The 14,722-nt window shown below is 41.0% G+C and carries 14 protein-coding genes; 4 read left to right on the top strand and 10 right to left on the bottom strand.

Annotation, left to right across the window (positions count from 1 at the left end; translation table 11 throughout):
- Nucleotides 1-225 precede the first annotated feature (225 nt).
- The 3 genes from H5187_RS13715 to H5187_RS13705 all read right to left on the bottom strand — a co-directional run bounded on the left by H5187_RS13715 (nucleotide 226) and on the right by H5187_RS13705 (nucleotide 3,036).
- Nucleotides 226-741, bottom strand: a complete 516-nt coding sequence (locus H5187_RS13715) for a hypothetical protein (RefSeq protein ID WP_182794579.1) — start codon at nucleotides 739-741, stop codon at nucleotides 226-228.
- A 1,273-nt stretch (nucleotides 742-2,014) separates the two neighbouring features.
- Nucleotides 2,015-2,566 carry a hypothetical protein gene (locus H5187_RS13710; RefSeq protein WP_182718601.1) on the bottom strand — a complete coding sequence of 184 codons (552 nt, stop codon included), beginning with the start codon at nucleotides 2,564-2,566 and terminating at the stop codon, nucleotides 2,015-2,017.
- 140 nt (nucleotides 2,567-2,706) lie between these two features.
- Nucleotides 2,707-3,036: a stress response translation initiation inhibitor YciH gene (locus tag H5187_RS13705; protein WP_182797957.1), complete on the bottom strand. Its 330-nt coding sequence runs from the start codon at nucleotides 3,034-3,036 to the stop codon at nucleotides 2,707-2,709.
- A 157-nt stretch (nucleotides 3,037-3,193) separates the two neighbouring features.
- Here H5187_RS13705 and H5187_RS13700 point away from each other — a divergent pair, with 157 nt between their 5' ends.
- The 4 genes from H5187_RS13700 to H5187_RS13685 all read left to right on the top strand — a co-directional run bounded on the left by H5187_RS13700 (nucleotide 3,194) and on the right by H5187_RS13685 (nucleotide 7,140).
- Complete coding sequence (locus H5187_RS13700; protein ID WP_145240332.1) at nucleotides 3,194-3,499, top strand: STAS domain-containing protein; 306 nt, start codon at nucleotides 3,194-3,196, stop codon at nucleotides 3,497-3,499.
- Nucleotides 3,499-5,157 carry a fused response regulator/phosphatase gene (locus H5187_RS13695; protein WP_182784310.1) on the top strand — a complete coding sequence of 553 codons (1,659 nt, stop codon included), beginning with the start codon at nucleotides 3,499-3,501 and terminating at the stop codon, nucleotides 5,155-5,157. The genes H5187_RS13700 and H5187_RS13695 overlap by 1 nt, the downstream gene beginning before the upstream one ends.
- Before the next feature lie 53 nt (nucleotides 5,158-5,210).
- A complete protein-coding gene (locus H5187_RS13690) occupies nucleotides 5,211-5,870 on the top strand; it encodes a histidine kinase (RefSeq protein ID WP_182794576.1) in 660 nt (219 codons plus the stop codon).
- A 79-nt stretch (nucleotides 5,871-5,949) separates the two neighbouring features.
- Complete coding sequence (locus H5187_RS13685; protein WP_149983417.1) at nucleotides 5,950-7,140, top strand: amino acid aminotransferase; 1,191 nt, start codon at nucleotides 5,950-5,952, stop codon at nucleotides 7,138-7,140.
- Nucleotides 7,141-7,245: 105 nt separating this feature from the next.
- Here the strand turns inward: H5187_RS13685 and H5187_RS13680 are convergent, their stop codons facing one another.
- From H5187_RS13680 to H5187_RS13650, 7 genes are all read right to left on the bottom strand, one after another.
- Entirely contained in the window at nucleotides 7,246-8,085 is an 840-nt protein-coding gene (locus H5187_RS13680; RefSeq protein ID WP_182761612.1) for a Tim44 domain-containing protein, read from the bottom strand.
- Nucleotides 8,086-8,297: 212 nt separating this feature from the next.
- On the bottom strand, nucleotides 8,298-9,101 hold the full coding sequence (locus H5187_RS13675; protein WP_182767930.1) for a DUF3379 family protein: 804 nt from the start codon (nucleotides 9,099-9,101) through the stop codon (nucleotides 8,298-8,300).
- Nucleotides 9,101-9,658 (bottom strand): sigma-70 family RNA polymerase sigma factor, encoded by a 558-nt coding sequence (locus H5187_RS13670; protein WP_182718608.1) that lies wholly within the window; start codon nucleotides 9,656-9,658, stop codon nucleotides 9,101-9,103. Before H5187_RS13670 ends, H5187_RS13675 begins: the two co-directional genes overlap by 1 nt.
- Nucleotides 9,659-9,727: 69 nt before the next feature.
- Complete coding sequence (locus H5187_RS13665; RefSeq protein WP_182740091.1) at nucleotides 9,728-11,374, bottom strand: BatD family protein; 1,647 nt, start codon at nucleotides 11,372-11,374, stop codon at nucleotides 9,728-9,730.
- Nucleotides 11,368-13,305, bottom strand: coding sequence for a VWA domain-containing protein (locus tag H5187_RS13660; protein WP_182797956.1), 1,938 nt, complete (start codon nucleotides 13,303-13,305; stop codon nucleotides 11,368-11,370). Before H5187_RS13660 ends, H5187_RS13665 begins: the two co-directional genes overlap by 7 nt.
- The gene (locus H5187_RS13655) at nucleotides 13,305-14,291 is read right to left on the bottom strand and encodes a VWA domain-containing protein (RefSeq protein WP_145240351.1); all 987 of its coding nucleotides are present in this window, start codon (nucleotides 14,289-14,291) and stop codon (nucleotides 13,305-13,307) included. Before H5187_RS13655 ends, H5187_RS13660 begins: the two co-directional genes overlap by 1 nt.
- Nucleotides 14,284-14,721: a DUF4381 domain-containing protein gene (locus tag H5187_RS13650; RefSeq protein WP_145240353.1), complete on the bottom strand. Its 438-nt coding sequence runs from the start codon at nucleotides 14,719-14,721 to the stop codon at nucleotides 14,284-14,286. Before H5187_RS13650 ends, H5187_RS13655 begins: the two co-directional genes overlap by 8 nt.
- Nucleotide 14,722: the final 1 nt, after the last annotated feature.

Below are 14,722 nucleotides of genomic sequence, written 5' to 3'. Positions count from 1 at the left end.
TGAGAGACTAGCCATAGCATGTGGTATCACCAGCAAGGGGCCTTGTCGAAGCTCAAAAACAAAAGGAATTAACATTGCGCTAGGCAATGACTATTTAGCGTCAAAAGGTTTAGTGTCACTGAGAGATATTTGGATCAATATTCATTACGGGAGGTGAACCGCCCATTGCGGACCCGCATGATGGGTGGTGTGGGGGCTGGAGGTTAGAGACCTCCGGCTACCCGATTAGCAGTTGATTGCCTGCATTAGTGTTTTTGTAACTTCTTTAAATTCTATTTCTGAAACCTCAAAAGCCTTTTTATTTACCATTGGTATTGGAGGAACTATGTTTACTTGAGTAGCGCCTTTGACAGCTTCAACTTCTATATTTAAATAGTAGTTTCGATAGGTTTTACAGTTAAACGTATCAGTAAAGCCCCCACAAGGATCTCTTACACGATCGTCTCGGATTAAGTTTTTAGCTTTCAAAATATGGCTTTCATTATTTACCAGTACAGTGATTTCATTGTTCAGCCATTCAACATTACTTCCATCGACAACTTCGACTACTAAGTAAACAGAATTGTAATGTAGATCGACTTTATACTTAGAGTCTTTCATTTCGTATTGAAAGGTCGATGGGATTTGACCACAGCCATTTATAGTAGCATCGCCGCTAATCCCCTTCGGGCTCATAAAAGTAACTGTGTGTGGCGCACAGCCTGTGAGGAATATAAAAAAGAAAAATATAAGATTACGCAAATTCTATCCTTAGACTGCTAACAGCTTATTCAAAGGATCTAAACCCACAAGTTGCAGAGAGAAAATCCTTTGAGTTTTTTAATACTTTCAGTCTAACTCTGTATCTAAATGTAAATCAAGGGATTTATATTTGTTGTTTTTTTGTTGTTGTAAAATACAAGAAATAATCCCGCGAGTTGTTGAAAAAAAATACAACGACTGTTTATATATGGCTATGTTGTAGTTAAGTGTGGCTAGGCGAGAATTCATTTTATAAAGCCTCTTTTATCCATGTTTGATCTGAGAATTCCGTGTTATCTTCCATGGTTCTAAACCAACTCAGATAATTCTCAATATAGTCAGTACCTAATTCGTGTGAATCGCAATGTGGACAATGAGATATTGTTTCTTCATGGTCAGCAATGGCTTGACCCAGTTGGTTATTAGCAATATTAGATTCAACTTCATGACGGAGTTTTTTAGTTGGGAGTAGTTTAAGTTAATAACGTGACGTAATACATTTTGAAACTGCTTTGAAGCCATACAGCATCTGCCGTTTTTGGGTTTCAGTACATGAAGTATAGTTCACCAACAAATCTTGACTTCAGATATCAAAATTCTTAACTGTCCGCTTCACGCTTAATCCCGCCGCTCAGATCGTCACGGACAACTAATTAAATACCACTACATACGACTAAGTACCACACACCATAAAACCGGGACTCCCCCACGGCAATTTTTAATTTGAATTTAAGTGCTTTTTGTATAGCTTTGAGTTTTTCGCGGTCGTCGCCTTGTATTTCGATGATGCCGTCTTTTATTGCTCCGCATTAGGCCGCTTGGCTTTGATGCTATCGATTAGTTTATTTTGACCTGAATTTAGCACCACATTTATGGCAGAGTTTAGGTCTGATTTCTACGCCTTCACTACCTGATGCAAATGGAATCGAGTTACATTTTGGACACCTGTAATACAACCAAATACCAATGTTAAATACGAGCACTCCGATTAATGCACCATAAAAAGGATTTAGAAACTCAATATCAAAATATTGAAGAATAAAGCCACTTGAAAAGCATACAACAGTTAATAGCAATATGAGATAAAACCGTTTATTTACTGATTTAAATTGCTTCGATACATCATCCATAATTGAGTGTTGCTCCAGTTAAATTAACGCTGCAATTGGCGGTAAAATGAGATTGGCTAAATCGCGAGGAACAAGCGAAGCAAGTTACCACGCTACTTTATTACTTTGTTTTATTGTATCAACAGCACGGATAAAATTTTGTGCTATTCATATTCGCTGAATACTTGGTGTACCCTTGCTGGTGTTATTTTATTAAAGTCATCTTGGTAGTAGTCCTTCGCATACTCAATAAAACATTCTGGAGTTATAGTGATTGCAGGGAGCAGCCAACTAGCTCCGTTATCTTCATTGTTTTGGAAATTAACTGTTCCTTGTTGCCATGACCCTGAGTTGGAAGTACGCCAAAAACAAAAGGTCACATGAGCTATTTCGAAGAAATCGTTATCTAAAACGCAGAGCAGTTCTTCAGGAGCCCCTTCATACATCCCTGGCCAAATTCTAAACTCTTCTTGAGCATGAGGACTAACTTCTGATTCATGATCGAAACCTTTAATTAAAATAGCATCACCTTTTATGACAATGACGATTTCATCACCACCACCATTTTCATATGAAGCAACGTCTATCCCTGGCGCCCAATTAGCTTTGTAAGAAAAGCACCTCAGGTATTCGTCTTCACAAAGCTCTATATCCAAAGCTGCACTAGCTTTTAGAGCAGAGACTAGTTTTTTATTGGGTAGATTATCTAATATCATTTAAGCTCTCTTTGTGTGGGAGTAGACAATTTTATCTCTGATGTTTGTCTTTGTATTACAATACATTGATCATAAATTAAGAAAGTACATATATGCAATTAGGTCATCAAGTCTCTGCTTTTTATAGGCAAACCGGCGGCTCACCCTCCGGCAATTTTCACTTTGAATTTGAGTGCTTCGAGGATGGCTTTGAGTTTTTCGCGGTCGTCGCCTTGTACTTCAATGATGCCGTCTTTTAAAGCGCCGCCTTGGCCCATTTTACTTTTAATGGTTTTGGCGAGTTTTTTTAAATCGTGTTGCTCGCTGTCAATACCAGTTACCAACATAACACCTTTACCTTTACGGCCTTTGGTTTGGCGTTCGATGCGCAGGGCGCCGTCTTTAAATACTTTACTAGCCACTTCTGTGCTTGGTTTTGGTTGGCTGATACGGCCTGTTTCGGTTGAATAAACGAGATTACTATCACTCATGCTTAACCTGCATTTAAAAAGTTAAATAAACAATGGCCTAGATAATATCAAATCTAAAACAAATTTGTGCATAGGGTGTTTTATTTTTGGTGATTTATCATTAACAAGTTATATTTAATACTAATTAAGAATGGATAATCTGAGCAGGAGTTAACTAATGGGTCTAAGTAAGAGTGCATCAGCAGATGGTGCTACACTGACTATTCAAATTAAAGGGAAGTTCGACTTTAATTTAGTGCAGTCATTTCGACAGTCGTATTCCGATATCAATGAAAAAACCGCTAAGGTCGTAATTGACTTGCGAGAAACAGATTACATGGATAGCTCCGCCCTTGGTATGTTACTGAATATGAAAAAGACCTTGGGTACCTCAGTTGATGCAATTCAAATCAGTAATTGTCAGCCGCAACTGAAAAAAATCCTGCAAATATCACGTTTTGATAAAAAGTTTGATATTGATTAATGCATATTCTCGTTGTTGATGATCAGCCACTTAATTGTACGCTTTTGAAAGTAATGCTGGTGCAACAAAATTACGAGGTATCAACTGCTGCCAATGGTGTTGAAGCATTAGCAATATTAGCACAGCAGAGCATTGATATTGTGCTACTCGATGTAATAATGCCAGTGATGGATGGCTATGAAACAGCGACAAAAATTAAGCAGTTATACAACGATGTTCACCTACCAATTATTTTTATAACTTCTTTGGAAGATCATAGTAGTTTTGAGCACTGCTTGGAAGCCGGTGGTGATGATTTTATTCATAAACCGTTTGATAAAGTAATTTTAACCGCGAAAATAAAAGCCCACAGCCGTACCCGTAAGCTGAGCTTAAAGACCCACGAACAAAATAAGTTATTAGAATATCATTACAATCAAACCGAGCGCGAGCACGAAATAGTTGAGCATATTTTTAATAATGCCTTAGAAAACCAAAATAAGTTTACCAACAACATTGATTTTCATCTTTCACCGGCTTCTATGTTTAATGGTGATATGTGTTTGGTTGGGCAAAGTCCAATTGGTAGTTTGTATTGTATGCTTGGGGATTTTACTGGCCATGGTTTAGCAGCTGCGGTGGGGGCATTACCGGCATCGAAAGTGTTTTACACTATGGTTAATAAAGGCATGGCGGTCAGTGATATTGCCGCAGAAGTTAATGCCGTATTAGTACAATTATTGCCCGGGCATATGTTTTGTGCCGCGACAATTATTGAGTTAAGTAGCTCCGGGAAAAGTGTTTCAGCTTGGCTTGGTGGCTTGCCTGACGCTTATTTAATTGATCAACAAGGAAGCGTATTAAAAACCTTAGAGTCACAGCACATGGCTTTAGGGATTTTAGAAGGCGACGAATTTGAACGTGAATTAATTCATTTTGAAGTCGATAGCAGTATGCGTTTGGCGCTGGCCACCGACGGTATTATAGAAACCACCAATGAAAACGGTGAATTTTTTGCAGAGCAACGCTTTATAAAGGCACTTGCAAGCAAGCCTAAAGTGACTAGTCAAGATGTGATCGCGCAAGTGACCAAGTTTGCTCATGGTAGCAAACAACAGGATGACCTTAGTTTAGTGCTTTTTAATTGCATGGCGGTTCCTGCTGCGGCTGAAGAGCAAGCCGCTTACTCTCGGTTACCCTTTAATTTTTCTTTAACGCTTAATTCACAGCAAATAAAACAAACCGACCCGGTGCTTGAAATCGTTGAAGTGCTCACTCAAGTTGGCGGGCTAAAAGAGCACCGCTCTGATATTTTTTTACTGCTCTCTGAGGCATATAACAATGCACTTGATCACGGTGTATTAGGACTCGATTCAGCGATTAAAAATAAAGAGGATGGTTTTATTGAGTATTATCAACTTCGAGAAGCAACATTAGCTAAGCTCGTTGATGCATTGATCATTGTGGATATACGTTATTGCCCTGATACATTGAGCCTGTATTTTATAATTTGCGATTCTGGCAATGGTTTTGCTAGCACCGACAGTAATGCTAACAGTAATAATCGCGAGCACGGTCGTGGGTTATCGATATTAGAAGAAATAGCAGAGCAGGTGACTTATAACTCATCGGGTAATCAAATTGAAATGTGTTATCGATTGGTGCAACAACAAAGCTAGTCGTGATTGTTTAGCCATGCTATGATTCATTTTTTAGATGTTTGGATGGCTAAATGGTTTCTTCTTATTTATCTCTTGCGCAATTAGATGTGCCTGCTCAGTTAGTCTCTGCTGAGCTTACTAAGCTCGAAAGCTATTTATCAAATCAGTCGCTTCCTGCGGTACGCTGGCAATATCAAATACCAGAATTGGGTGAAGGCGGGGCGTGCAGTTTATTTGGTTACTTACAAGATGAGCCGTTTAAACTCACTGATTTTTTACCGCAAGATCAGCACACCACGCAAAAGCTTGCTCAATTACAACTAATTGTTGATTACGTTGTAGCGCAAACTAAGGTTGATTGGTACGGCATTTACCAAAGTACAGCAACACCTGAGGGTCAGCAATTACTTAAACTGGCTTACTTTGGCGCGCCAAGCCGACCGCTTTTTCCGCTTACAGAAGCATTTGCTGCTGGTAGTAATAATGTGCAGGTGGCACTGAGTAGTAAAGGGCGAGTGATCAACAACGTTGAGCAGTATTTGGCTGCGGGTGGTGAATATTATACTTGCGACCCTAAAGTAAAATCAGAAGCCTGTTTACCGCTTTTTGACAGTGCAAATCGCTGCGTTGGTATTGTTGATGGCGAAGCCTTTAGTAACGATTTTTTCAACCAGCAAACATTAGCGCTATTAATTGCGTGCTGTATTAAAATTCCTCACTTTTTAGTGTAAATAACACTAGTCAATCTAGTGAGCTTTTATGTTAAGCTAAGTGCAACAGCTAACCCCTAAATAATGAAAGAGATAGTCAATGTTCTCAGTATTAAAACCATTACCCACTGATCCTATTCTTGGCCTTATGGCGGCCTATAAGCAAGATACTAACCCAAATAAGATTGACTTAGGGGTTGGTGTTTATAAAGACGAATTCGGTAATACGCCGGTATTAAAAGCAGTTAAAAAAGCTGAAGCGTTTCGTCTTGAAAACGAAACTAGCAAATCATACATTGGTTTGGCGGGTAACTTAGATTACTGCCAAAAAATGGAAAACCTATTATTAGGTGAGCACCAAGCGTTATTAGCTAATCGTGTTCGTACAGCACAAGCTCCAGGCGGTACAGGTGCACTGCGTGTTGCAGCTGAATTTATCGTTCGCTGTAATCCAGGTGCGACAGTGTGGGTTACTAATCCTACTTGGGCAAACCACATTAGCTTGTTTGAAGCCGCTGGCCTAACAGTTAAAGAATACCCGTACTACGATTATGAAAACAAAGATTTATTATTTGATGAAATGATCGAAACCCTTACCCAAGTGCCAAAAGGTGATGTGGTATTACTGCACGCATGTTGTCATAACCCAAGTGGTATGGACTTAAACGAAGCACAGTGGAACACGGTTGCTGAACTGGCAAAAGATGTTGGCTTTACACCGCTGGTTGATATTGCATACCAAGGTTTTGGTTCAAGCCTTGAAGAAGATGCAAACGGTTTACGTATTTTAGCCAATGCAGTTGATGAGTTAATCATTTGTTCGTCATGTTCGAAAAACTTTGGTTTATACCGCGAGCGTATTGGTGCATGTTCAATCATTGCTAAAGACAGCGCAACAGCAGACATTTCAAACTCTGTGATGTTAAGTGTGGTACGTAGCATTTATTCAATGCCACCTGCGCACGGTGCAGATATTGTAAATACTATTTTAAGCAGTACAGAACTGACACAGCAATGGCACAGTGAACTTGATGAAATGCGCAACCGTATCAATGGCCTACGTACTTTGATCAAAGACAGTCTAGCGGCAAAAGAGATTGCTCAAGACTTCTCATTTATTGACCGTCAACACGGTATGTTCTCTTTCTTAGGTATTAATAAAGAGCAAATTGAGCGCCTACAAAAAGAATACGGTATCTACATTGTTGGTTCAAGCCGCGTTAACGTAGCGGGTATCAGTCAAGCTAATATCGATTACTTTGCAAATGCTGTTGCAGACGTTTGTAAATAATCTTATTTAAATAGCGTTTATTGAAATAAAAAACCGCACTAACTTATTGTTGTGCGGTTTTATTTTTTAACCTAGAACCTAGAACCTAGAACCTAGAACCTAGAACTACGCGTCAATTAAATCTTCAACACCAACAATCAGCCAAGGCGCATCATCGCTGGTGGCACGCTCTAAGTGCCAAATTTCTAAAATAGGCTGTTCTTTATTATCGCCTAAGTCACGGTACTTTCCTTTAAAACGAACACTTACTTGCCATTTTTGTGCGTCGGTATCGGCACGTACAAGTTCTGCATCAATAAACATCACGTCAGTTGCAACGCAGTCAATCGCTTCACGTTCCGCTTTAAATTCAGCGACTAGTTCAGGGCTTAAGTATTCAGCCATCGTTGCATAGTCAGCATTATTCCATGCTGTTTGCAAAGTATGATAATGGCTACGCGCACCTTGTAAAAAGCCGTTAGTATCAAAGTTAGCGGGTAAATTAAACGGTACGTCATTGGTTTGACTAAATCCACTTGTAGTGGTGTGCTCAGGCGCAGTTTGTTTCATTTGCGGTGCAGTAAATGCTCCTTGGCCATGCGCCATTACAGGGGCGTTTTTACGACGCATTATACCGATGACAAGTTTAAAGATAATAAAGGCAATACCTGCCATTAAAATTATCTCAAGTAGTTGCATCCCTTCAAAGTCATCGCCCATCATTGCGGCGATTAATCCACCGGCTAATAAGCCGCCAAAAATACCTGCCATCATGCCTTTTTTGCTTGATTTTGGTTTTGCAGCAGGGGCGAGGGTATTGGTATCTGTTTGTTGTTTTTGTGCGGTTTGTTGTGTTTCTGGTGTTTGGCCACGTTTTTTACTACCAAACTTTTTACGTGCTTGTGCATCAAAACTTGCAGTACATAGTAGAGCAAGCAATGAAAATATAACAATCAGGTTTTTCATGAAGTTCCTTAAAACAAATTAGAACGGCGATTCTAAAGTAGTTCAGGAATTAGATAAATAGCGACAAACTGAATTAGTTCTAAAATGCTCAGTAGCTTGGTCAATAGACTAATTTAAAAGCAATTATTGGTTCAAGCAGGAAGAATATAACGATTGTTTCGCGAAGGTATAAATTGCATTGCCGCCATAATAACGGCAATGCAAAAGGAAGGTTAATTTAACCAGCGGATCGCACCATTAATACGATCATTGTAATTTTCTAATGGCGCACCAAGACTTGCTACTAAAATAGTATCTGCATTAGTACCACGGTTAATATGGCCTTCAAAACGATCGTCTTGAAAATCATCGTCGCCGATGCCGAACGATTGCTGTTTTGATGGCACTATAAATACCGTCATCGGGCCATAGTCTGATTCAAAAACCAGGTGTAATCCCTTTTGTCCCTTAAAGTCACAAAACATTAAGTAAGTCACTTTACCTGGCAATTCATCTAAATGGCCGCCTAGCACAGCAAATTTTTCATTTACCGTTGCTAAGCTGATTGCTTCGGTCTTTTGCAGCGAATTAATTTCATAGTAAACATGAGCAAGCGCATGTTCGCCAGCTGCGTACGCGACATTTTGTTCGCTGCTAAATAAAAATGCCCCCACAGCCACCAATACTGAGGCTGCCATGGCAAGTGGTAAACGAGCACGTTTAAAACGTGTACTTGCCTCAACTAGATTATCTGTTCGTTGCGGCGGTGTTTGCGCGCTGGTATCAGCTGGTGCTTGGTTGAGTTGCTCAGTTGTGAGCGACTCGTTTTGTGCATGCGCTGCGGTGTTTGCCAAAATACGCTCGGCAAGACCTGCTGGCACCGGTACGTCAAGTGCATTGGCAAGCTCTAAATCAAAGGCCTGCATATCATTAATAAATTCTTGTCGCTCAGAGTGTTGCTCTGCAAACTCCACAAGCTCCTTATCTGTGCTGTTTGGCTGTGCGCTAATTCGGCGACGAAACTCGAGATCATCCATTAATTTGATGCCCCTTTAAGTTGTTCATCATCACGGCTCAATGCCTCTTTTAACTGGTTTCTGGCGCGGTATAAACGCGTCATAACCGTGTTTTTGTTTAAATCTAATATTTCTGCTATCTCTTCACCGGAGCAGCCCATAACGACTTGTAATAATAATGGCTCGCGGTATTCATCAGGTAACTTAGCGATGTGACGTTGGATCACTGTTTGTTCCATTTCGTCATCCAAGGTGACGCTTTTTTCGTCAACTAAGGTGTCGTTTTCAACATCGCTATAATCAAATTGTTTGCGTTCAAAACGACGGGCATTTTCCCGGCGTAAAATCGTCAATAGCCATGGCTTAGCTGCTTTTTGATCTAATAATGAATCCAGAGATCGCCAAGCACGTAAAAATGTTTCTTGGACAAGATCTTCGGCAATATTAGGGTCGCGGCAGAGCCAATAAGCAAAGCGATATAATTCGCTATGATAAACATGAACAAGTTTTTCATAGCGTGTTTTTTTCTCTGCCATATCAACTAAGACCTGACTTTTAGAGTTTTCATTTCCAAGCATAAGCACTTTTTTATTTATTTTAAGTTATTTACTATTTGAGCGCGGGGATTGCTCCCCGTCACTTAAACTCTATTTATAAAGTCCTTTTAATACAGCTTGTTGTGATTTTTTTTGTACTTTACGTTGCTCTTCTAACATGCCGACAATCGCAATTAAATCAACATCTGTATCATTAGGACTATAGAGTGCAGCCCGTAGTTTAGCAATATGTTGACTAAGCTGTGCATTATCAGCTAGTTGTTCAAGCTTGTCTATTGCACCGCTCGATTGTTTTGTTAAGTGCATTGCGTAACGATTTAGCGCCTGATAAAAGGCACTTACATCATTGCTTTTAGCGTGTTTCTTTAATTCATCTAATGAAATTGATGAATCACTATGGGTTACTGTCGGCTTTGCTTGCATCAAGCTGCGCTGAGATTGACTGCGCCACCATAAAATCAAGGTAATAAACCATAATAAATAACCAATCACACTGATAATAATTAACCATAGCGGATACTGATTTATCGGCGTTGCTTGATAACTTATTGCTGCAGCATCTGTTGTTGCGCTTTGTGATGGCGTAAGTGGCTGCGCAGCAACGGCTGCTGGAGTGCTTGTGCTACTAGGTGTTACTGTAATAGTACGAGCTGGTAGTGTTGCATAACTGATCCGGTTAATCTTGGTGTTATACCAAGGCACGCTTACCTCTGGCAGTGTATAAGTGCCTGGCATCTGCGGTAACAATGCGTACGAGGCTGTTTGTTGTGATATTACCCGACCATCGCGAACCAAATGATTATTTTCTTTTTCATCTGGGTAACTGCGAATACCTTTGATTTCAGGTAATTCAATATCAGGTAGTTGCTCTTTGGTGATACCAAGTGCAGTTAAGGTCAGCGTTCGCGTAATAGGTGTACCCACTTCTACTGTGTCGTCAGCGGGTTGCCATTGCTCATCTAAATTAACTAATTCACTAGGCAGCCATGCACCTTGGTAGTCACTTGGTATCGGTTTAATTTCAATATCGACATTATCACCCAGTGCAGATACATCTAATTGGCGATAGTCTTGGCGAATTCGACCTTGAAAAGTTGGTGCTTGAATGGTGTAACTACCACTTTTTTGGGGCTGTACTAAATACTCGCGAGTGATCACTAAGTAACGCTTACCATCAACAAGTTCATAGTTTTCAGTCTGCTTGCCGATTTGACTTAGCTGCGCATCGGGCATCGCGGGGGCACTTAAATTACCATCAAGTAACTCTTTGGCAAGATATAGCTTAACCGTGTAAAGCCCTGCCTCTTGAACAAATAGGCTGTCACTTGAAAGCGATGCTTTAATAAAAATATCGTTGTTTTGCTGCGCATCTTTACTGCGTTCAGCCACTTTTAATGCAATGGGCGCAGAGCTGACACCAGCTACACTAAATGCTGGGATTGTATAATCACCGGCAGTGCGGGTCATAAGTTTAATAGACCAGGTGGTTTCTTTTGAAATACTACCATTAATGATGTTTGTGCGGGTGCTGACACTGGTGCGGCCAACCACGAAGTCTTTTAACAGGACAGAGGTATCAGGTTGATCATTTTTTATGGTGTCATCTGCACTGATATTGAGCATAAAAAATTCACCCGCTAGTACCGGGTTTTTATCAACACTGGCTTGTAATTGCGTAACGGCCCACGAGGGCATAGCGCTGATAAGCAATAAACAACAGATTAATCGCATTACCATGATTTTTCGACTCCTTGTGGACGGCGTTGATTGTTTCGTTTTTGGGCTTCTAATTGCATTTTGTTACGTAACAGGATTGCGGGATCATCGGGTACTTTTCGCAATAACTGACTAAGCTGCTGCGCTTTCTCTTTTTCTTCGTTGGTAAGCTCTGCGGTTTGTGCTTGCACAGCTTGCTGCTTTGCCGCTTCTTCAGCTTGTTGCTGTTGCTCAGGAGTCATTTGTGGCTGCGCCTGCTTATCATCGTTTGCAGAGTCATCTTTGGGCTCGGTTTGCGCATCTTGTTGCTGTTGCTCATCAGTTTTATCACCTTGCTGAGGTTCAGCCTCCATTTGTGGATCGTTTTGCTTATCAGTTTGTTGATCAGATGGATTGCCATCTTGCTGTTTATCATCAGTCTGCTGTTCATCACTTTGCTCAGATTCATCGCTTTGTTGAGATTGCTGATCCTGATTTGGCTGCTCACCTTGCTGTGACTTATCTTTATTTTGCTGATCTTGACCTTGTTCACCATCTTGGCTTTTTTGGTCTTGGTCTTGGTCTTGGTCTTGATCTTGTTCGCCGTCTTGGCCTTGTTGATTTTGCTGCTGTTGATTTTTCAATTGCTCAACAAGTGCCTGATTTTCTTTTGCTTGGGTAAAGTCGTCTTGCAAAGTTTGTGCTTGCTGATAGGCGGCAATTGCTTCGTCTAGCTTGCCTGCCTTTGCTAGAGCATTACCGTAATTATATAAACCAGTGGCGCTTTTATCTTGGCTAAATTGTGCCAAAGCAGCATCAAAATTACCTTGCTGGTAAAGCGCAGCGCCTTTTAATTGACTAGAATCTGCTGTGGCAGCTTGCTCATATTCACCCTGTTGATAAGCGTCCAGCGCACGTTGATCTTGATTTTTAAATACTGAAGGCAGCTCTACTGCATAAGCATTGTGTTGCGGTAAAAAGCTCACCACTAAAAATGCAGCTGCAAAAGCTCCTCGGCGAAAAATCCACAGCATCATTGGCAGTAAAATAAACAAGCCATAAATCCCCGCATCAATACGCCAGAGCGCTTGACTTTGTTTTTCATTTTTCAGTATTTCACTATTTGCACTGGGTGCAAAAATTTGAATATCGCGGGCACTCGGTTGATAAGTCGCAAATTTACCGCCACTGTTTCTTGCTAGACCATTAAGCATACTGATGTTGATGGTGGGCACCACAATTTGCCCGTAACTATCTTTTAAAAACCCACCTTCAGGAAGTTTAATTGGCGCGCCTTGCTCTGTTCCGATACCATAAATGTTTAATCGATAAGGGTTAACGTCTGTAAATTGGCTTATATCTTGTTGCTCACTTTGTTCAATACCATCTGTTACTAAGATAATATCGCCTTCAAGGTATCCGGCTTGTGTTAATAACTCTTTTGCAGCATCAAGCCCAGCAAGTACGTTGGAGCCTTTATCAGGCATGATATCTGGGCTTAAACTTGGGATCAGGTTTTCAAGCGTCGCGGCATCATTGGTTAGCGGCGAAATGGTATAAGCAGTGCCTGCATAGGCCACTAACGCAGTGTCACCTTCTTTAAATAGTTTGATCATATCCAGCGCTTTGAAGCGCGCTTGCACTAAACGACTGGGCGCAATATCCGTGCTGTACATCGATAGCGACATATCCATCACAATTACACGGGCATTTTTGCTTTGAAATACCGGCACTTGTTTTTCTTCAAAACTGGGCCCTGCGCTAAAAATGACGGCTAACACTGCAAAGAGGGCAATTAGCCACATGGGTTGCGTGTTTTTTTGGTTGTTGGTGTTGATCACAAATTTTGCTAAGTGAGCTGCTATTAATTCACCTTGGCTGGTTTTCTTGTGCTTTATTATTGCAATAGTAAACACTAAACACACAGGAACTAATAACCACAATACGGTCGGGCGGATAAATTCAAAGTCCATTAGGCCTCCTGTCTTAATGCTTTTGCACTGATAAACATAACGCGCAGACCAATCAAGGTCAGTGCAATTAATAAAGGGAAGTAAAATAACGCACTTTGTGGGCGAAAGGTTTGCTCATCAGCGCTGATCGGCTCAAGTTTATCAAGTTCTTGATAAATTTGTTGTAAGCCGGCAACGTCTTTTGCGCGAAAATAAAGGCCGCCAGTTTGTTCGGCAATACGTTTTAGCAGGGTTTCATCTAAACTACCTCCGCTCATGCCACCCATATTAAATAAGCTAAAGCCACGCGGATTATCAGAGCCTACGCCGATGGTATACACTTTAATGCCTTCTTCGCGGGCAAGCAGTAGGGCTTCTTCTGGATCTAAGTTACCGGCGGTGTTTTGACCATCTGTTAATAACACCACAATGCGATTGCTTTCATCTTTACTGGCAAAACGTTTTACTGATAAGCCCAGCGCATCGCCAATGGCGGTGGCACGGCCAACCAAGCCTATTTGCGCTTCTGATAGCATTTGGCTTACGGTTTTAACGTCTCGCGTTAGTGGTGTTTGTAAAAATGCCGTATCACCAAATAAAATCAGCCCTAAACGATCGCCTTGACGTTGCTCAATAAAGTCACTTAATACCGCTTTTACCATAGTTAAACGGTCAACATATTGGCCCTGATAAGCCATATCTTGCTCGGTCATTGATCCTGACAAATCCACAGCTAGCATGATATCGCGGCCTTCGTTAGGTAAGGTAATTGGCTCATCAAGCCAGGTTGGGTTAGCTAAAGCGGTGACTAAAAGCAACCAAACCAACCATTCAAATATACTAATACCACGCGCCTGTTGCTGGACAACTTGCGCGCCTAAATTGTGTTTGGCGAAGCTTGGAATACGTAAGCGGGTATTGCCTTCACTGTGCACTGGCTTAAATAAGCGCAACAACCAAGGCAGCGGTAATAATACAAATAACCAAGGCCAGCTAAATTCAAACATTCAGCGGCTCCTTTAATTTAAATTGCACAATGGCGAGTTTTAATTTCTGTGCCAGCGCAGTTTGATTGCTTTGTGATTGATAAAGGCTCATCAGTTCGTGTTCAGTAAATTGTTGTCCGGTCAGCTTATTTAGAGTAATACACCATTGTTTCGTGCCTTGTGATGCAGCACTTTGCTGATAATAGTGTAAAACCAGGCGTTTAATTAAAATATGTAGTTGCTGGGCATCTTCTGCGTGTTGTTCACTGAGGGAAATAGCTTGGCGTTTAGCTTTTTTAAACTGCCGTGCCCGGTACAACTGGTAACTTATAAAGCTTACAGTTACGAGTAACACGACAATGATGAGCCACCAAATAGGTGCTAAAGGCCACCAAGAAACATGGCTTGGCACAATCACATCATGGAGGCCAGCTAATGGAGAGGTTTGCATA

This window comes from Pseudoalteromonas sp. SG44-1, from assembly GCF_014164315.1.
Lineage (GTDB): Bacteria > Pseudomonadota > Gammaproteobacteria > Enterobacterales > Alteromonadaceae > Pseudoalteromonas > Pseudoalteromonas rhizosphaerae.
Note: the sequence above shows the minus strand (reverse complement) of the source record. Positions and strands in the feature narration are given on the sequence as shown.